The following is a 20,278-nucleotide window of genomic DNA, read 5'->3' on the forward strand; positions in this document are numbered from 1 at the left end:
GCTCCTTTGTTTGGGATTGTTAAGACTTTGAACACCTTAATTTTACCACAAATGGATGCTCTTTTTTCATTCACTTAATAAGTGAAAAGCAATGTGCAATTAAAATACAGTAACTATGTGGCTTTCAGCCACTTTCACGACAAAGCCGTGAATAATTCAGGATAAAATAACATCTGCCAAAATTCAAGCTGGAAAAAAATGTATTTTCGTGCTAGAATTTTGGCAGATTTATTTATTAAGGAGAGGATCAAATGAAAAAGAAACAGAATCTACTGCTTTTAATTCTGGCTGTCTTGTTTGTATCTCTGTTTGGTGGAAGTACAGCAGTATCAGCAGCATCTTCGTTTCCACGGCTGCAGGCGGTCTCGTCTGGAGAGATTGTCAGCAAGAATAATAATCTGTATTATCGTTATGGCCAGAGAAATTACGCCAGAAACAAATATCTGAGGATCAAAGGAAAGAACTATTACTTTGACAGTTCAGGAAAAGCCTGGTATGGAATGCATACGATTAACGGCAGGAAGTATTATTTCGGAACCCGTTCAGAGGGATATATGTACAGAAGCCGCCTGTTCCGCTACAATAAGAATTATTATTATGCGAATCAGAAGGGAATTCTTGTTACCAGTGGCTGGTATACGCTTCCTTCCGGGAAAAAATATTATTTTGACTCTGCTGGCAGGGCATACACCGGAAAAAGAACGATCAACAAGACTACTTATTATTTTGACAGCAATGGTTCACTGAACCATTCAGGTCTGTATTATGATCTGGCATCGGACTGTGCACTTCTTATCAATGCCGATACAGGAAAAGTTTTGTACGCAAAGAACGAAAACCTCCGGCATGCAAATGCCAGTACCACCAAGATCATGACCTGCATCCTTGCTCTTGATAACAGTAAAATGAACGAAACTGTGAAATTTTCTGCCAGAGCAACAGCACTGGAACCAACGAAATTATACGCCAGAACAGGCGAAACATTTTATATGAGGGATCTTCTTTATTCTCTTATGGTTCCTTCTCATAACGATACCGCGGCAGCAATCGCAGAGCATATCAGTGGTTCACAAAGTAAATTTGTCAGTCTTATGAATAAGAAAGCGGCGTAGCTTGGCTGTACTGACACGCATTTTGCAACACCAAATGGTCTTGATGCCGGTTACACTCATTATACAACTGCGTCTGACCTTGCTAAAATTGCGCGTTACGCGATTAAGAAACCTGCATTCAGAAAAATCATCAGCACCAAAAGTTACTCCTTCAAGAGTCTTAATACAAATCGCCGTTTTACCGTAAGTACTACAAATGCCCTTCTTGGAAACATGCCGGGTGTGATCGGCATGAAAACAGGATATACCAATAAAGCCGGACATTGTTTCGTGGGTCTGTGCCAGTCTCAGAAGGGGAATACATATATTTCAGTTGTCCTGGGCGGACCAAACTCCAACGCACGCTGGAGAGATTCCAGGATACTTCTGAATTACGCATATAAACACTGAAAAATAAAAAACACAGGATCGGACTTTCAGTCAGTATCAGACAAAAGATATTGGTTGGAAGTCCGATTTTGTTTTCGGGCAAAAATAAAAAAACAAACTTTATTCATAAGAATCTGTATTTACCTGAAAAAACGCCATGCTTATAATTATTAACAATAGAAGAATTTCAGAAAAATCACACCTAATTTTGTATGAAAAGGAAACATATATGGATCATAAAAAATTTACCATGCGTAATGCACTGCTTGTCTTCTGTATTACGAGTGTGGTATTTGCACTTCTTTTGCAGACTTTTTTGTTTCATCAGACACTCAGGCGGCAGATCAGGGCGGAGAGTATTTCGGATCATGAGATCTCGCTCAACAAGATGCAGACAGACATCGCGTCTTTTGTTCATAATGTACGTACCGAAATGCTGACGATCTACAGTGAGCAGGATCTGATCAGTGATCTTCGGTCAGCGGCAGAAGAAGGAACCAGCCTCAAGGATTATTACTGGAGGAGCTGGTATTTTGCCAGAAAGCGTTTTACGAAAGAAGATCAGCTTCTTGCCCTGTATCTGTACGATACACAGGACAAAGTTGTCAGCGCCTACCGATATAATGCGTCTTCTTTTCCAAGAGATCTGTATCAGACGGAATATGATTCCAATACAGAAAGGCTCTATGATTATGTGCATGATAAACGGACAGACTTTATGATCTCCGGCTATTACAATCCCATTGCAAAACGAAATGTGGTCCGCCTGGTGCTGAAACTTCACAATTATGATGAGGAAAGAGAAAATATCGGATATCTGGTATGTGATATCAACAGTTCTGCATTTACGTCGATCATGTCCAAGTATGTCGATGTAGAACAGGTCTGTCTGTGGCTTCAGCCTGTAGGAGACCAGGTGATAGCCAAAACAGGACAGGCTTCTGTATCACAGAAAAGAATCCAGAAACAGCTTGCAAAAGTGGTCGAAAATTATTACAACTCAGATCAGCTTGAACAGGAATATGATGGGAATTATCTGATACAGGTTTCACAGGAAGACTATAATCTGGAAGCATTTGTCCTGGTATCACAGTCTCTTTTGACAGCAACACAGAAGTCGCTGATACGGACACTTCTGATCATTATGGCAGGCATGATCGGCGCGATCGTTCTGCTTGTATTTATGTTGTCCAGATGGATGACCAAACCGGTAGAAGAAATGAGAAATACCATTGTCCGTATCAAAAACGGAGAGTCATCTCTGCGTGTAAGTCCGGTCGGATGGTCAGAAGAACTGACAGTACTTGGAACAGAATTTAACGAAATGCTGGATCGTATCCAGGCGATGGCAGAAGAAGAACTTCAGAATAAGATGCTGGTGGAGAGGACAGAGTTCAAAATGTTCCAGGCACAGATCAATCCGCACTTTCTGTATAACACATTAAATACCATGAGTGGGATTGCGAATGCACAGAACTGTCCTCTCGTAAGCGGGATCTGTCATTCCCTGTCGGCGATTTTCCGCTACAGCCTGAACATGACGGATGAACTTTCTACCATTCAGAATGAGATGGACCATGTCCGCAATTATCTTTATGTCATGGACGTGCGGAATGGATCTTCGGTGGCATATGAATACCAGATCGACAATGCAACACTGAAGGACAGACTTCCAAGGATCTGCCTTCAGCCGGTGGTGGAGAATGCGCTTACACACGGACTCAGAAATACCAGGCGAAAAGACAAGAAGCTTCTGATCCGCTCCGAGCATATCGGAGAAAATCTTGTGGTCACAATCTCAGATAATGGTACAGGAATGGATGCGGAGGCCATGAATATACTTCTTGAGAAAAATGACCGGAAACGTGTGGAGGCAGGCGTTTCCATCGGAATCCTGAATGTAAATGCACGATTGAAACAGTTATTTGGACCGGAATATGGGCTGTGGATCGAAAGTCAGGCCGGAGAGGGGACAACGGTCACGATCACAGTTCCGATCGTTTCCAGTGAGGAAGAGAATGGGGAAAATATAACAGGAGGTGCCCATTGTGAAAAAGATGAAATATAAAGTACTGGCAGCGGATGATGAGTACTGGAGCAGGGAAAATCTCCGAAGTCTGATCTCATGGGAGGACTATTCTATTGAATTTCTGGATCCTGCCTGTGACGGCGAAGAAGTACTGGAACGTATTGAAGAAGAAAAACCGGATATTATCCTGACAGACATCAATATGCCGTTCTTAAGCGGTCTGGAACTTCTGCAGAAGCTTCAGACAGAACATCCGGAGATCATTACGATCGCAGTGAGCGGATACGATGATTTTGACAAAGTAAAAGGTGTTTTTGTCTCAGGGGGACTGGACTATATTCTCAAACCGGTAGGAAAAGAGGAACTTGTAAAGATCCTCACCAAAGCTCTTGGAATCCTGGAAGAAAGAGAGATGGCGCGAAAACACAAAGAAACAAACCAGATCCAGGAACACAAAATCTCCTCTTTTCTGGAGGACAGTGAATATTCTGCACTGCTGTCAGGAAAGTTGTACGGACAGTTCACAGCACAGCCGCACGTTTCTTCGACAAAAGAATTTTCCGGTGTGGCAGCCCTGCTGGTGAAATTTTATAATATTGCGGAGATCGCAGAGAAGTTTGAATACGATAATCTGCAGATGTCGTTAAGCATCAAGACAAGGCTCAGAAATCTGACCGGCTGCAATGCCGAGGCCATTATTTTTAACAACTGCAATAAAATGAGTGAATTTCTTATCTTTACTTCCTATAGAATCAACTCACTCAGGATCCTGGCAGAAAACATCCTTGAAGAATTTCCTCTGGATGAGTATGGCCCTGTTTCTGTGATCCTTCATGAACAGACAGGATCTCTGGACGACATTGGAAGTATGTACAGAGATATGGTTGCCGTTCTGGTGACACGGCCTTTTACACACAGTCATTGTATTCTGGCATGTTCGCAGGAGGAAGGCAGTCAGTCCGTAGGAAAAACGGTGTCCCATCGAATTGAAGAAGAAGTGTACCATCTTTTGAATACGGGACAGAAGAGTGATACGGCAAAACTGATCTTTCGAACCTGTGATTTTAAACACTGTGACAATGGAGAATGGTCCTTCCTTGATGTCAAACAGTATGTAAGGAGGATCACGGGAATTCTTTACCGTTACGTACAGGAACAGCATCCGGAGCTCACCGCGCAGGCAGAAGAAGCGATGGATGACATTGATTATTATATGAAATGTCTGGATGCACCTTCTGTTATGGCATCGATCAGGATCCTGCTGGACAGCCTGTGGGAAAACAATCCGGACAAAAACAGCACGGATTCTGCGGGAAGTCAGGTGGAGCAGATCCGTCAGTATATACTGACTTCTTACCATGAGAATATCACATTGACGGCACTTGCCGCAGCGTATCATATGGATGCGAGCTATCTTTCCAGGATGTTCAGCCAGACTTACGGAGAGACCATCATTGCCTGTCTTACCAGAGTCCGGATGGAACAGGCAATCCGTCTCATGGAGGATGAAGAGAAGAAACTGGAGACGATCTCTTTCCTGGTCGGTTATGATGATTACAACTATTTCAGCCGTGTTTTCCGCAAAAAAGTAGGAGTAAGTCCGAGAGAGTACCGCAATAATATGTACAAATAGGTCAAAAATGTGCAACAAAAAAATCCAAATATGTCCTAACTGAACAAAGCCAGAGTATGTTTTAATAAAATCACAACGAAGCCAGATACGGAAACGGAACGAAAAACATACTCTGGCTCAAAAATTTTAAGGAGGGTTTTTACAAGATGAAAAAAAGAATGAAAAAGTTGGTTGCTATCGCAGCAACAGCAGCAATGGTCGCTTCTGTACCAGCAAGTGCAGTGACAACTTACGCAGCAGGAGATGACATTACGATCGGTGTTTCTATCTGGAGTTCCACAGACGTACTTGGAAGCCAGTGCAAAAAGATCATCGACAAAGCAGCTGCAGCACTGGATGTAAATGTAATGTATGTAGACCAGGGACATGTATCAGAGCAGGTTACAGCTTCTGTTGAACAGCTCTGTGCAGCAGGATGCGACGGTATCGTGATCTGTAACTCCGCTGATTCAGAAATGACTTCTGCAATCCAGACATGCGAAGCAAACCAGGTTTATCTGACACAGTTCTTCCGTATCATTTCCGAAGAAAACAGCCCGGAAGTATACCAGACAGCATGCAATTCCCCATACTATCTCGGTGCAGTACACGAAGATGAGGTTACAAATGGATATACACTTGTAAACCTGCTTCTTGAAAACGGCGACAGAAACATCGGACTGGAAGCATGGACCGTTGGTGATGCTACATTCCAGCAGAGATGGACAGGATACAAGAAAGCAGTTGATGAATGGAACGAAGCAAATCCGGATGATCAGGCAACTATGACAGAGCCTGTATATGCAAATACTTCTTCTGAAGAAGGTGCAGCAGCAGCTCTTTCCCTGTACAACTCCAATCCTGATATGGATGCCCTGATCGTTGCAGGCGGCGGCGGTGACCCACTGGTTGGTTCCATCGGTGCTCTGGCAAACGAAGGACTTACAGGCAAGATCGATGTTGTTTCCACAGACTTCCTTGATGACCTGAAAGAACAGCTCGAATCTGGCGGAATGTTTGCAGAATCAGGCGGACATTTCTGTGACCCGTTATTCGCATTCCTTATGACTTACAACGCAGTAAAAGGCAACTATACAAAAGACGAAGGTTCCTTCGGATATGAGATCGAATTCCCATACCTGTATGTATCTTCTCCAGACGACTATGAAAACTATCAGAAATACTTCGTTGACGATGATCCGTACACAGACGAAGAAATCGTTGAGATGGCTGGATACAGCTTTGATGATCTGAACAAAGCAGCAACATCACTTTCCATCGACGATGTTATTTCCCGTCACAGCAACTAAATGACACGACTCCAAAAATCTGCTGCCTTCTTCCCGGGAGGCAGCAATTTAAAAAGAAGCAGTAATATGCGCCCGCCAAAAGCAAAAGACCAACCGTAAGGAGTGTTGGCCTCCTGCTTTTGGCGGGCGAAGAAATGAATAGGAGAATGGTTATGAAAAAACTCAAACAAAGCCAGTATTATGGAATTGGCATTCTGGTACTTATGCTTGTAGTTTTCTGGGCAGTGTTCAAGGTACTTGCTCCAACTACCTTCGGTTCCCCGGACAAACTGGCAACTTATATGAAATCAGCCCTGATCTATGCAGTAGGCGGCTGCGGTCTTTATTTTATCTGCGTTATGGGACCTTTTGATATGAGTGTTGGTGCAAATATCGTACTTTCCTCTATTATTGCATGCAACGCAAGCGTGAAATTCGGCTATGCCGGTCTTGTCATCGCGCCTCTGATCTGCGGTACGATCATCGGTCTGATCAACGGAATCGTCTATATCAAATTACATATTTCTTCCCTGATCGTTACCTGTGCGCTTTCACTGATCTATGAAGCACTGAGCGTTTATGCGACGAATGGAAAGAATGTAATCCTCGCAACAGAATACAGAGCTTTTGGTGATTATCCGGTAAACCTGATCCTTGCGCTGATCGCATATTGTCTCTGTGCATTTATTCTGAAATATACCAAGATCGGTACTTATACCTATGCGATCGGAAGCAACGAAGTTGTTGCAAAGAACATGGGTGTAAATGTTTCCAAATATAAGATCGTGGCATTTACACTTGCCGGATTTTTCTTCGGACTTCAGGCAATCCTGACGATCAGCTTTGGTACTTCCATGACATCTGCTTCCAACCTTTCTTCTATGAGCCGTAACTTTACTCCTCTGATGGGAACTTTCTTCGGACTGGCATTTAAGAAATATGGTCACCCGGTAGTGGCAATTGTAATTGGTGAGATGATCATTCAGCTTATGTTCAATGGATTTGTTGCACTTGGTGCTCCGACTACGATCCAGAATGTGGTTACCGGAGCTGCCCTGCTTCTGATCGTTGCACTGACGACCAAGCCGGTCAAAGGTCTTGTAGTGAAATAGGAGGACGATTATGGGTGAGATATTATTAAGAGCAGAAAATATTGATAAACATTTTGGCATCACACATGCCCTGGACAACGTTTCCTTTACCTTCGAAAAAGGCGAGATCCATGCACTGATCGGTGAAAATGGTTCCGGTAAATCCACACTTACTTCCTGTCTGACAGGTATCTATCAGAAGGATTCCGGTAAATTTATCCTGGAAGGCAAGGAGATCACAGCTACAAACCAGGTAGAGGCAAATCATCAGGGAGTTGCGATCATCGTACAGGAGATCGGAACACTTTCCGGTCTGACAGTAGCAGAAAACATTTTTCTTGGAAACGAAGATAAATTTACAAGACACGGCATCAAGAACACAGCAGCCATGAACAAACAGGCACAGGAATATCTGGACAGCTATGGCTTCAACTACATTGATGCGACCAAAGTTATCGACGATTATAACTTCGAGGACAGAAAGCTGGTTGAGATCGTAAAGGCAACTTATTTCAATCCGAAGGTTCTGGTAGTTGATGAGACAACGACAGCACTTGGACAGAAAGGCCGTGAGGAACTGTTCAAAGTAATGCACAGAGTTCGTGATACAGGAAACTGCGTGATCTTTATTTCTCATGATCTGGAAGAAGTCATCGAGCAGTCTGATAACATCAGTGTTCTCCGCGACGGTGTAAAGATCGGTTCCATCAGCAAACAGGAAGCGACACCGGACAGACTGAAGGCCCTTATGGTTGGACGTGAGATCGGTGATAACTATTACCGTACCGATTATGGCGAAGAAATTTCAAAAGAAGTTGTTCTTTCCGCAAAGAATGTTACTGTCAAAGGCCAGATCGAAGATCTGAACCTGGAACTTCACAAGGGAGAGATCCTTGGAATCGGCGGACTTTCTGAATGCGGTATGCACGAAGTAGGAAAAGCACTTTTTGGTGCATCTTATTTCCGTCAGGGAACTGTAACTTTGGGAGACGGTACTCCGATCAATTCTATTCCGGATGCGATCAAACACAGCATTGCCTATGCATCCAAGGACAGAGATAATGAATCCCTTGTCATTAACGATACGATCGGAAACAATATCTGTCTGCCATCCCTGGAAGACCTCAAGACAAACGGGCTTCTCCGCGGTAAGGCAATGAAAGAGTTTGCCAATAAATATGCAAAACAGATGAGTACCAAAATGACGGGAGTTGACCAGTTTGTTTCCGCACTTTCCGGTGGTAATAAACAGAAGGTTGTTCTTGCACGCTGGGTCGGCAAGGATTCAGATCTGATCATCCTTGATTCCCCTACCCGTGGTATTGATGTCAAGGTAAAAGCAGATATCTATGCCATGATGAACGATATGAGAAAAAATGGAAAATCCATCATAATGATCTCAGAGGAGATCATGGAGCTTCTTGGTATGGCTGACCGTATCCTTATCATGAAAGACGGTAAGATCAATGGTGAATTTTTCCGCTCTCCGGATCTGAAAGATACAGATCTGATTGACAATATGATTTAAGGGGGTAAAAAAATGGATACAACAAAAAAATCATCTGAACAAGTACCATTTCTGGAACGTCCCATTGTGCGTACGATCCTTCCTATCGCGGGATTTGTTATTATCTGTGTATTATTTGCAGTTTTGACTGACGGAAGACTGTTTCAGCCGAAAAACCTTTCACTGCTCCTCAGCCAGTCTTATATGCTTCTGATCTCATCAATCGGTGTATTTATGGTCATGACCATGGGTGGTCTTGACTTTTCACAGGGCTCCATGCTTGGTGTGGCTTCCATCGTAGTATGCTGGCTGTCTCATTACAACATGGTCCTGGCAGCACTTGGTGGAATTGTAACCGGCGGTCTGATCGGACTGATCAATGGATACTTTAATGTAAAGAGAAAGATCACAAGTTTTATCGTTACGATCTGTACCATGTATCTGTTCCGTGGAGTCTGCGCTTATGCAACAACAAATTCTCCGGTTTATGCAGTAAGTGATATTTCCAAATACAATACACTGCCATTTATGCTGACCTTCACAGTTATCATCTTTGTAGCTGCATATCTTATCTTTACATACACAGGTCTTGGATACAGACTCAAAGCGATCGGTGCAGGAGAGACTGCAGCGAGATATGCAGGTATCCGCGTAGAACGCACCAAGATTCTTATTTTCATGGCAGCAGGATGCATCACAGGCCTGGCAGCATTTGTAAATGCGATCAAGGTTGGATCTGTAACATCCACAGCAGGAAACCAGCTTGAGACACAGATCATGATCGCTCTGGTACTTGGTGGAATGCCTGTCAATGGTGGTGCAAAAGTAAAATTCTACAATATCATACTTGGTGTTATGACTTACAAAGTTCTTTCCAGTGGTCTGGTCATGCTGATGATGCCGACACAGCTTCAGCAGCTGATCCTTGGTGTGATCTTCCTGATCGAAGTTGCACTGTTCAGTGACAGAAAGACTGGTATGATCGTTAAATAAGCGGTTTTATGAAAATTTAATACTTCAATATCTTTGCCTGACAGTATATGTGTGGTAAAATGGTCACAATATCTACCGATGTATATGGAGAAATGCTATGGACAAAAATGAATTTCTTGATATTTTACGTAGTCAGCTTTCCGGACAGATGCCGGAGGGACAGATCAATACACATATCCAGTATTATCGCAATTATATTGAAGAGAGGATGCAGTCAGGCAACAGTGAGTCTGAGGTGATGAGAGAACTGGGAGATCCCAGACTGATCGCAAGGACGCTTCTGGATACAGAGACGGGGGCGAATGCACCGTATTCGGACGCAGGTTCTGCTTATGAACAGAAATCCGGCAGTGAGCGTGTGAAACAGAAGTCATTCAAACTGGACTTTTCGACCTGGTATGGCAAGCTGCTCGCGATCCTGATCGCAGCGATCGTTCTGGTCATCCTGTTTGTATTGCTTGGAATCCTTATTCCGATCATGGCGATCGCAGGAATCATTATTTATCTGGTGCGTTTTCGCCCCAGACAATAACTTACAAATTTACAGATAGGCAGTAAAATGGAGAAAAAATAAAATTTCCGTTTTACTGCCTGTTTTTTGGGTAAAAATCCAACTTGTCTGAAAATAGCACAACTGGTATAGTATATATCAAAAGATTTACTTGACAATACGAGACATAAAAAAGGGGTGGAGAGATGTTAAAGATTTTTCTGGCAGAAGATGAGGTGATCGTTCGGGAAACGATCAAGAGGATGATCCCATGGGAGAATCTGGGGTTTGAACTTGTTGGCGAGGCTGCGGATGGAGAGATGGCACTGCCGCTTCTGCTCCGACAGAAGCCGGATCTTCTGATCACGGACATCAAGATGCCGTTCATGGACGGGCTGACACTGGCAAAAGTGGCAAAGAAAGAAATCCCGGGACTCAAGGTTGTGATCCTGAGCGGCTATGATGATTTCAATTATGCGAAACAGGCGATCAACATCGGAGTGGAGGATTATCTGCTCAAACCGATCACAAAGAATGCACTGATTGAACGGCTTACCGAGATCCGAAGCCGTTATGAGCATGAAAAGACGCAGAAAGAATACTACGAGAAGTTCCACAGAGAAATGCAGGCATATGAGAAGAACAGCAGCCGGGATTTCTTTGAGGCACTTGTAAGTGGTTCTATGGATATGATGGAGATCTATCGAAGGTCTGAGAAACTGGGGCTGGACATTGTGGCAGAAGCCTACAATGTTCTGATCTTTACGATGAACTGCGAGGAAGATTTTTCCGGACAGAGAGAAGGTTATTCCGAGTGGGAGGCAGAATCGCTAAAACTGCTGGAGGAATTTTTCTCCGAAAATACTTCGGCAATGCTGTTCCGCTGCAATATTTTTTCCTATGGTGTCCTGATAAAAGGACAGAAAGAGACTATCGGAGAAAATACCAGAAGCTGTGTGAGCGAGATCCAGAGGATCCTTGATCGCAAAGAACAAAAAAGACAGTGGTTTGTTGCGGCCGGCGAGCCGGTAGAGCGCTTAAGCCAGATCCAGAAAAGCTATTACAGCGCATCGAGAGCTTTTTCACAGAGATATCTGTATGATGAAAATATCCTGTACTATGATGAGATGGCATCCATGGAGAAAAAGAATGTAACAGAGGATGACAGCACCTATCTCCAGAAAGTAGATGTCAATGCACTGAATCCGGCGATCCTTCAGAAATTCCTGAGCAACGGACTTCTGGAAGAAACAGAGAACTTTGTAAAGGATTATTTTTATGCGATCGGGCAGGAACCGCTGGAGTCACTTGTTTTTCGTAACTATGTGACGTTGAATGTTCGCTTTTCTGTTATGTCTTTCCTCAAGGAGATCGGATGTGACACCAGAACTCTGGAGCAGGAAGATACAGAGGATGTGCTTTCAGAAAGCAGTAAAAGCCTGGAGAATGCGATTGCCTATGCGGAAAAAATAATCTCCCAGGCGATTGCGCTCCGCGATCAGAATTCCGGAAACAAAAACCGCAGCATTCTGAAGACAGCGGTTGATTTTATCGACAGTCACTACATGGAAGAGGATATGTCCCTGAATAAAGCGGCAAACGCTGCAAATGTCAGCGCGAACCATTTCAGTGCCCTGTTCAGCCAGAACATGGGTCAGACATTCATCGAATATCTCACGAATCTGCGCATGAACAAAGCCAAGGAATACCTGCGGTGCACGAGTATGCGATCCAGTGAGATCGCGGGTGAGATTGGTTACAAAGATGCACACTATTTCAGCTACCTGTTCAAAAAGACACAGGGAATGACACCAAGCGACTACCGTAAAGCGCGGGAGGATAAGGCATGAGGTCAGGTACAAAGAAGCGGATGGAACTGGAAGAACGTATGCGAAAAGTCCTTTTCAGTACTATGATCCCAATGGCGTGTCTGATGATCATTCTGCTTTTTATTTTCTGGCAGTATACAGGACAGTACAATAAGCTTTCGGAGAACCTGGCGGTCAGCAGTGAATTCAATCTCCGTTTTAAGGATGATCTGGATCTGGAAATGTACTATATCGCGATCGGTTCCAAGGAGAGCAGCAATCTGGAGGATGTTCTTGAGCAGGTGGAAGATGCGCAGGAGATCATGCAGAAACTGCGAAGGAATACTTATAATAATAATGGGGTTAAATCCCTGAACAGCCTTGATTCGTACCTGGAGAATCTCAGGCAGAGAATGCTCCAGCTTGTAGAGATCAAGGAATATGACAAGCGGATGGAATTCATGGACAGTAACATCCGTATCATCACAGGTCTGATCATGCAGGAGATGCAGAATTATATCTATAATGAATCCATGTATCTTGTACAAGTAGAAAAAAGCCTGACACATAGAGTGAAGCTCCTGATCTCCGGGATGGCGGTGCTTCTGATCGCGACACTTGGGATTCTTATGCGGCGTTCCTTCCGTCTGACAGATGGGATCATCCAGCCGGTAAATATTATGCTTGATAAGGTCAAAAAAGTCGGCAGAGGCAAATTCGACATGATCCCGATCGAGGCTGAAATAGAGGAGATCGAAGAACTGGATGAGGGCATCAACAAGATGGCACGAAAGATCAGTGCTCTTCTGGAAAATGTCCGTCAGGAAAAAGAAATGCAGCACCTGACAGAATTACAGCTGATCCAGGCACAGGTAAATCCGCACTTTCTGTACAATACCCTGGACACGATCGTCTGGCTGATCGAGGGCGGGATGACAGACGATGCGGTGGAGATGATCTCCAGCCTTTCTATTTTTTTCCGTACTTCACTTTCCAAAGGAAACGATATCATCCCGCTCTCGGAAGAAGAACGTCATACATTGAGTTATCTGGAGATCCAGCAGTACCGCTACCGGGATATCCTGGAATTTGAGATCAATATACCAAAAGAACTCAGCGGGATCCCGGTTCCGAAGCTTTCCATCCAGCCGCTGGCTGAGAATGCACTTTATCACGGGATCAAGAACCGCCGCGGCAAAGGCAAAATCCTGATCGAAGGAAGGGAAGAAGAGGATGCACTTGTCCTTACGGTCAGCGACAACGGTCAGGGAATGACACCGGAGCGCCTTCATGAAGTACAGGAGGCGATCCGGACCGGGGAACGTGCCGGATTTGGTCTTGCGGCGGTTGCGGAACGAATCGCACTGTACTACGGACCGGGTTATGGAATGAAGATTTTCTCCGAAGAAGGCAAGGGAACTACTGTAGAAATACGCCTTGGAAAAAATATTCAACCAAAATCGTAAAAAAATCAACTTCCGGGATATCGTTGTATAAAAACGAATAAAAGAGTACCCTTTTTTCCGAAAATAATCCATGGAGTTTTTTTCTGAAATTGCTATAATAAAACCATCTTAAAAAACGCGAAAAACAAATGTAAAGGGAGGATTACAAAATGAAGAAAAAAATGGTGACCGCACTCTTAGCAGTATCTATGTTAGCAGGACTTTCTGCAGTGAACGTTATGGCAGCGGATGATGGCGGCGACACGATCACAGTTGGTTTTTCACAGGTAGGTGCAGAATCTGACTGGCGTACTGCAAACACAGAGTCCATGAAATCCACTTTCTCAGAAGAGAACGGATATGAGCTGATCTTTGACGATGCGCAGCAGAAACAGGAAAATCAGCTGACAGCGATCCGTAACTTTATCCAGCAGGAAGTTGACTATATCGTACTTGCACCTGTAACTGAGACAGGTTGGGACACAGTACTTCAGGAAGCAAAAGACGCAGGAATCCCGGTTATCATCGTTGACCGTATGGTAGATGTATCTGACGACAGCCTCTACACCGCATGGGTAGGATCAAACTTCAAACTGGAAGGTCAGAAAGCAATGGCATGGCTGGATGCATATCTGGAAGCCAAAGGTCGTGGCGACGAAGAGATCAACCTTGTTGATATCCAGGGAACCATCGGAGCATCTGCTCAGATCGGACGTACCGAAGGATTTGACGAAGCTGTAGAAGCTCATGACAACTGGACAACACTTGCTCAGCAGTCTGGTGAGTTTACACAGGCTAAAGGACAGGAAGTTATGGAATCTATCCTGAAACAGAGCGGTGATGATATCGACGTTGTATATTGCGAGAACGATAACGAAGCATTCGGTGCTATCGATGCGATCAAAGCAGCTGGATACGAAGTAGGCGGCGAAGAAGGTCAGATTCTTGTAATGTCCTTCGATACTACAAACGCAGGTCTTACCCAGACACTTTCCGGAGAGATCACATGTGATACAGAGTGTAACCCGCTCCACGGACCACGTGTAGAAGAGATCATCCAGAAACTGGAAGCTGGCGAAGATGTTGACAAACAGGCATATGTAGATGAAGTTGCATTCGCAGCAGACGATACCGTAACAAAGGTTACTATCGATGGAACAGATTATGACATTACTCCGATCACTCAGGAAATCATCGACGGACGTGCATATTAATTATCAGTAAACTGAAATTTCCAACTGAAACGGATTATAAGAAATGAGCCCGGGGCGTGGAACAGGATCCAGATGAGATGGATTTTATGGGCCACGCCCCTTTTGCGCTCAAAAACAGGGAAAATCAAGGAAAAATAAGGGAATGGAGGAAAGAAAATGGAACAGAATATTGTTTTGGAAATGCGTGACATAAGTAAAAATTTCACCGGTGTCCGTGCTCTTTCCCATGTGGATTTTACACTTCGAAAAGGTGAGATCCATGCACTGATGGGAGAAAACGGAGCCGGAAAATCAACACTGATCAAAGTTCTGACCGGTGTACATGAATTCGAAAGCGGTTCCATTCATATGAATGGTGAAAATAAAGAGATTATCAATCACTCTCCACAGGAGGCACAGGCCAATGGCATCAGTACCGTGTATCAGGAAGTAAACCTCTGTCCGAACCTGACGGTGGCAGAAAATCTGTTTATTGGCCGTGAGCCTCGCAATAAGCTGGGAATGATCAACTGGAAAGAAATGAATGCACGTTCTGCGAAGCTTCTGGAAAGCCTGAACATCAATGTTCCGCCAACTCAGATGCTGGACGAGTGTTCGGTGGCGATTCAGCAGATGATCGCGATCGCACGTGCGGTTGATATGAAATGTAAGGTTCTGATTCTGGACGAGCCGACTTCCTCTCTGGATGATGAAGAAGTTGAGAAACTGTTTGTGCTGATGCGGAGACTTCGTGGCGAGGGAGTAGGAATTATCTTTGTAACCCATTTCCTGGAGCAGGTATATGCAGTCTGTGACAGGATCACAGTCCTTCGAAACGGTGAACTGGTAGGCGAATATGAAACAAAGGATCTTCCACGAGTTATGCTGGTTGCGAAGATGATGGGTAAAGATTTTGATGACCTGGCAGATATCAAGGGCGATCACAAAGATAAGAAAGCCTTCTCAGATACACCGGTAATCGAGGCGAGCGGACTTGGACATAAAGGAACGATCAAGCCGTTTGATCTCAAGATCAACAAAGGTGAGGTTATCGGACTTACCGGACTTCTTGGTTCTGGACGTTCCGAACTGGTTCGTTCCATCTACGGTGCGGACAAAGCCGATAGCGGTACACTCAAAGTAAATGGAAAAGAAGCAAAGATAGGCAGTCCTCTGGATGCCATGAAACTTGGTATGGCATATCTTCCAGAAGACCGTAAGGCAGAAGGAATCATCGCAGATCTTTCTGTAAGAGAAAATATCATCATCGCACTTCAGGCGAAGAAAGGTATGTTCCATCCGTTAAGCCGTAAAGAAATGGAAGAAGCAGCAGACAAATACATCGAAATGCTCCAGATCAAAACAGCGAGCCGCGAGACTCCTATCAAGAGTCTTTCCGGTGGTAATCAGCAGAAAGTTATCCTTGGCCGCTGGCTTCTGACAAATCCGGAATACCTGATCCTGGATGAGCCGACACGAGGCATTGATATCGGTACCAAGACAGAGATCCAGAAGATCGTTCTGGATCTGGCAGACCAGGGAATGGCAGTAACTTTCATTTCCTCAGAAGTAGAAGAAATGCTCCGTACCTGTTCAAGAATGGCAGTCCTTCGAGATGGCGAAAAAGTTGGAGAACTGGAAGAGAGCGAGCTTTCACAGGCTAACATCATGAAAGCGATTGCAGGAGGTGACGAGAAATGAGTAACAGCAAATTAAAAAAGATCACAAGCGCGAGACTTTTTCTTCCTATCGTGTGTCTGATCGCAGTTCTTCTGATCAATGTGATCAAGACTCCGGACTTCTTTAATATCACAATTCGAAATGGTGTCCTTTATGGATATGTTATCGACGTTATCAACCGTGCATCTGAGCTGGTAATCCTTGCAGTCGGCATGACACTTGTCACAGCGGCATCCGGTGGACAGGATATCAGTGTCGGTGCAGTCATGGCAGTTGCTGCAGCAGTTTGCTGCCAGATCTTATCCGGCGGTGCATCTTCTGTAACAGCATATCAGAATTCACTTGTTCTTGCAGTTATCGCAGCACTTCTTGCATCAGCACTGTGCGGTGCGTTCAATGGACTTCTGGTAGCGAAGCTTAACATTCAGCCGATGGTTGCAACCCTGATCCTTTATACAGCAGGCCGTGGTATTGCACAGCTTGTCACAAATGGTCAGATCACCTACATCCGTGTGGAATCTTTCCAGATGGCAGGTGGATATATCGGTAAATCACCGGTTCCGACTCCGGTACTCTTTGCGATCGTAACAGTAGTGATCGTAGCAATTATCCTTAAGAAAACAGCTCTTGGACTTTATATTGAGAGTGTAGGTATCAATGGAAAAGCAGCACGACTGGTAGGCCTTAATTCTACCATGATCAAGTTCCTGACCTATGTGATCTGTGGTGTCCTTGCCGGAATCGCCGGACTGGTAGCATCCAGCCGTATCTATTCCGCAGATGCAAATAACATCGGTCTGAACCTTGAGATGGATGCCATCCTTGCAGTTGCACTTGGCGGCAACTTCCTCGGTGGTGGTAAATTCAGCCTGATCGGTTCCGTGATCGGAGCTTATACCATTCAGGCACTGACAACAACTCTGTATGCAATGAATGTAAAAGCCGATCAGCTTCCTGTTTACAAAGCAATCGTCGTTATCATCATCGTTACCTTACAGAGTGATGTATTCAAGAAATTTGTAGAAAGCCACAGAAGCAAAAAAGTTTCCGTTGCAGCAGAGGGAGGTCAGAAATAATGAAACAGAAAAAGAAAATGACAAGTACCGGATTTCTGCTGCTGATCACGATCGTCCTGTTCTTTGTAATGTATGCAGCAGGTATGGTGATTTTTGCAGATAAAGGTTTTGCAAAACCACAGATGTTTCTGAATCTTTTTGTATCCAATGCAGGTCTTCTCGTTATTTCCTGTGGTCTGACGATCGTTATGATCACCGGTGGTATTGATATCTCCGTTGGTTCTGTAACAGCTCTTGTCTGCATGGTAATGGCAGACCTTATGGAAAACAAAGGCGTGAGTGCATATGTAGCAGTCCTTGCTGCACTTCTGATCGGCCTTGCTTTTGGTATCGTACAGGGATTTCTGGTAACTTACATGGGAATCCAGCCATTTATCGTAACACTTGCCGGCATGTTCTTCGGACGTGGTATGACAGCGATCATCAGTACAGACATGATCTCCATCAAAAACGAAGTATTCCTGAAATGGGCAAACTACCGTTTCTACATGCCATTTGGTTCTACAAACAAAAAAGGTAAATTTATCCCGGCGTACATCCCGCCGACAGTAGTGATCGCAATCATCGTAGTTCTCATTATCGCAGTGCTTCTGAAATATTTCAAATTCGGACGTAAACTGTATGCGATCGGTGGAAACAGACAGAGTGCCCTGATGATGGGACTTGATGTCAAGAAAACAATGTTCCGTGCTTATGTACTGGATGGCTTTCTTGCAGGACTTGGCGGATTCCTTTTCTGCCTCAACAGCTGTGCAGGCTTCGTAGAGCAGGCAAAAGGTCTTGAGATGGATGCGATCTCCTCAGCCGTTATCGGTGGAACACTTCTTTCCGGTGGTGTTGGAACTCCGATCGGTTCCATGTTTGGTGTACTGATCAAAGGAACGATCTCCAGTCTGATCACTGCACAGGGTACTTTATCAAGCTGGTGGGTACGAATCGTACTTTCCGCACTGCTCTGCTTCTTCATCGTGATCCAGTCTGTACTGGCATCTGCTAAGAAGAAAAAATAACAGGTTAATAATAAGATATAAGAAAAAATATATGGAGGTTTTTGAAGCATGATCACAGGTAAAAATTACAAATTCTGGTTTTGCACAGGTTCACAGGATCTTTACGGAGATGAGTGCTTAAGAAAAGTAGCAGAGCACTCCAGGATCATCGTAGAAGAACTGAACAAATCCGGCGTTCTTCCATTCGAATTGGTATGGAAACCGACACTGATCACAAACGAACTGATCCGTAAAACATTCAACGAGGCAAATGACGACGACGAATGCGCTGGTGTTATCACATGGATGCATACCTTCTCACCGGCAAAATCCTGGATCCTTGGTCTGAAAGAATACAGAAAACCGCTGTGCCATCTGCACACACAGTTTAATGAAGAAATCCCATATGACACGATCGACATGGATTTCATGAATGAGAACCAGTCTGCTCATGGTGGAAGAGAGTATGGACATATCGTTACCCGTATGGGAATCGAGAGAAAAGTCATCGTCGGACACTGGGCTGACAAGAAAGTACAGGAGAGACTGGCATCCTGGATGCGTACCGCAGTCGGAATCATGGAGAGCAGCCATATCCGTGTATGCCGTGTCGCTGATAACATGAGAAACGTAGCTGTTACCGAGGGCGATAAAGTAGAGGCACAGATCAAATTCGGATGGGAAGTTGACGCTTATCCGGTCAATGAAGTATGCGATTATGTGAAGGATGTTTCCAAAGGCGATATTGATGTTTTGGTTGAAGAATATTATAATAAATATGATATTCTTCTTGAGGGCAGAGACCCGGAAGAATTCAAACGTCATGTAGCAGTACAGGCAGCAATTGAGATCGGATTTGAGAGATTTCTGGAAGAAAAGAATTACCAGGCAGTTGTTACTCATTTCGGTGATCTTGGCGGCTTACAGCAGCTTCCGGGACTGGCAATGCAGCGCCTTATGGAGAAGGGATATGGATTCGGCGCAGAAGGTGACTGGAAGACAGCAGCAATGGTACGTCTGATGAAGATCATGACTGCAGACGTGAAGGATGCGAAGGGAACTTCTTTCATGGAAGATTATACATACAATCTTGTTCCAGGTAAGGAAGGCATTCTTCAGTCACATATGCTGGAAGTCTGCCCGACCATCGCTGATGGCAAGATCGGCATCAAGGTATGCCCGCTTTCCATGGGTGACAGAGAAGACCCGGCAAGACTTGTATTTACATCCAAGACAGGCCCGGCGATCGCAACTTCTCTGGTGGATCTTGGCGACAGATTCCGTCTGATCATCAATGATGTTGAGTGCAAGAAGACAGAGAAACCGATGCCGAAACTTCCGGTAGGAAGCGCATTCTGGACTCCACAGCCGGATCTGGCAACAGGAGCAGAGGCATGGATCCTCGCAGGCGGCGCTCATCATACTGCATTTTCTTATGACCTGACTGCTGAACAGATGGGTGACTGGGCAGCAGCAATGGGAATCGAAGCTGTCTACATTGACAAAGACACAACCATCCGCAACTTCAGGAATGAGCTGAGATGGAATGAACTTGCATTCAGAAAATAAGCGGATGTGACGAGTACAACATTCGG

At 44.5% G+C, this 20,278-nt stretch carries 14 protein-coding genes and 1 pseudogene; all 15 read left to right on the forward strand.

What is annotated here, in order from left to right; genetic code table 11:
- The first annotated feature begins 251 nt into the window (after positions 1–251).
- Positions 252–1,502 (forward strand): annotated as a pseudogene (locus WMO75_RS06380) (D-alanyl-D-alanine carboxypeptidase).
- 208 nt (positions 1,503–1,710) lie between these two features.
- Positions 1,711–3,549 (forward strand): cache domain-containing sensor histidine kinase, encoded by a 1,839-nt coding sequence (locus tag WMO75_RS06385; RefSeq protein ID WP_118252922.1) that lies wholly within the window; start codon positions 1,711–1,713, stop codon positions 3,547–3,549.
- Entirely contained in the window at positions 3,539–5,143 is a 1,605-nt protein-coding gene (locus WMO75_RS06390) for a response regulator transcription factor (protein ID WP_243111628.1), read from the forward strand. The genes WMO75_RS06385 and WMO75_RS06390 overlap by 11 nt, the downstream gene beginning before the upstream one ends.
- A gap of 146 nt (positions 5,144–5,289) precedes the next feature.
- The gene (locus WMO75_RS06395) at positions 5,290–6,432 is read left to right on the forward strand and encodes a sugar ABC transporter substrate-binding protein (protein ID WP_022213650.1); all 1,143 of its coding nucleotides are present in this window, start codon (positions 5,290–5,292) and stop codon (positions 6,430–6,432) included.
- 152 nt (positions 6,433–6,584) lie between these two features.
- Positions 6,585–7,523 (forward strand): ABC transporter permease, encoded by a 939-nt coding sequence (locus WMO75_RS06400; protein WP_022213651.1) that lies wholly within the window; start codon positions 6,585–6,587, stop codon positions 7,521–7,523.
- A gap of 10 nt (positions 7,524–7,533) precedes the next feature.
- On the forward strand, positions 7,534–9,030 hold the full coding sequence (locus tag WMO75_RS06405) for a sugar ABC transporter ATP-binding protein (RefSeq protein WP_118252920.1): 1,497 nt from the start codon (positions 7,534–7,536) through the stop codon (positions 9,028–9,030).
- Positions 9,031–9,042: 12 nt separating this feature from the next.
- Positions 9,043–10,002 (forward strand): ABC transporter permease, encoded by a 960-nt coding sequence (locus WMO75_RS06410; protein WP_022213653.1) that lies wholly within the window; start codon positions 9,043–9,045, stop codon positions 10,000–10,002.
- A 97-nt stretch (positions 10,003–10,099) separates the two neighbouring features.
- On the forward strand, positions 10,100–10,534 hold the full coding sequence (locus tag WMO75_RS06415; RefSeq protein WP_227222841.1) for a DUF1700 domain-containing protein: 435 nt from the start codon (positions 10,100–10,102) through the stop codon (positions 10,532–10,534).
- 164 nt (positions 10,535–10,698) lie between these two features.
- On the forward strand, positions 10,699–12,342 hold the full coding sequence (locus WMO75_RS06420; RefSeq protein WP_227222842.1) for a response regulator: 1,644 nt from the start codon (positions 10,699–10,701) through the stop codon (positions 12,340–12,342).
- On the forward strand, positions 12,339–13,766 hold the full coding sequence (locus tag WMO75_RS06425) for a sensor histidine kinase (RefSeq protein WP_118699136.1): 1,428 nt from the start codon (positions 12,339–12,341) through the stop codon (positions 13,764–13,766). Before WMO75_RS06420 ends, WMO75_RS06425 begins: the two co-directional genes overlap by 4 nt.
- A gap of 149 nt (positions 13,767–13,915) precedes the next feature.
- A complete protein-coding gene (locus tag WMO75_RS06430) occupies positions 13,916–14,959 on the forward strand; it encodes an ABC transporter substrate-binding protein (protein ID WP_022213657.1) in 1,044 nt (347 codons plus the stop codon).
- Between the two features lie 156 nt (positions 14,960–15,115).
- Positions 15,116–16,639 (forward strand): sugar ABC transporter ATP-binding protein, encoded by a 1,524-nt coding sequence (locus WMO75_RS06435; protein WP_022213658.1) that lies wholly within the window; start codon positions 15,116–15,118, stop codon positions 16,637–16,639.
- A complete protein-coding gene (locus WMO75_RS06440; protein WP_022213659.1) occupies positions 16,636–17,694 on the forward strand; it encodes an ABC transporter permease in 1,059 nt (352 codons plus the stop codon). The genes WMO75_RS06435 and WMO75_RS06440 overlap by 4 nt, the downstream gene beginning before the upstream one ends.
- A complete protein-coding gene (locus WMO75_RS06445) occupies positions 17,694–18,704 on the forward strand; it encodes an ABC transporter permease subunit (RefSeq protein WP_022213660.1) in 1,011 nt (336 codons plus the stop codon). Before WMO75_RS06440 ends, WMO75_RS06445 begins: the two co-directional genes overlap by 1 nt.
- A gap of 48 nt (positions 18,705–18,752) precedes the next feature.
- Positions 18,753–20,252: an L-arabinose isomerase gene (araA, locus tag WMO75_RS06450; RefSeq protein WP_227222843.1), complete on the forward strand. Its 1,500-nt coding sequence runs from the start codon at positions 18,753–18,755 to the stop codon at positions 20,250–20,252.
- Positions 20,253–20,278: the final 26 nt, after the last annotated feature.

Source organism: Blautia intestinihominis (assembly GCF_040096655.1).
Classification (GTDB): Bacteria; Bacillota; Clostridia; order Lachnospirales; family Lachnospiraceae; genus Blautia_A; species Blautia_A intestinihominis.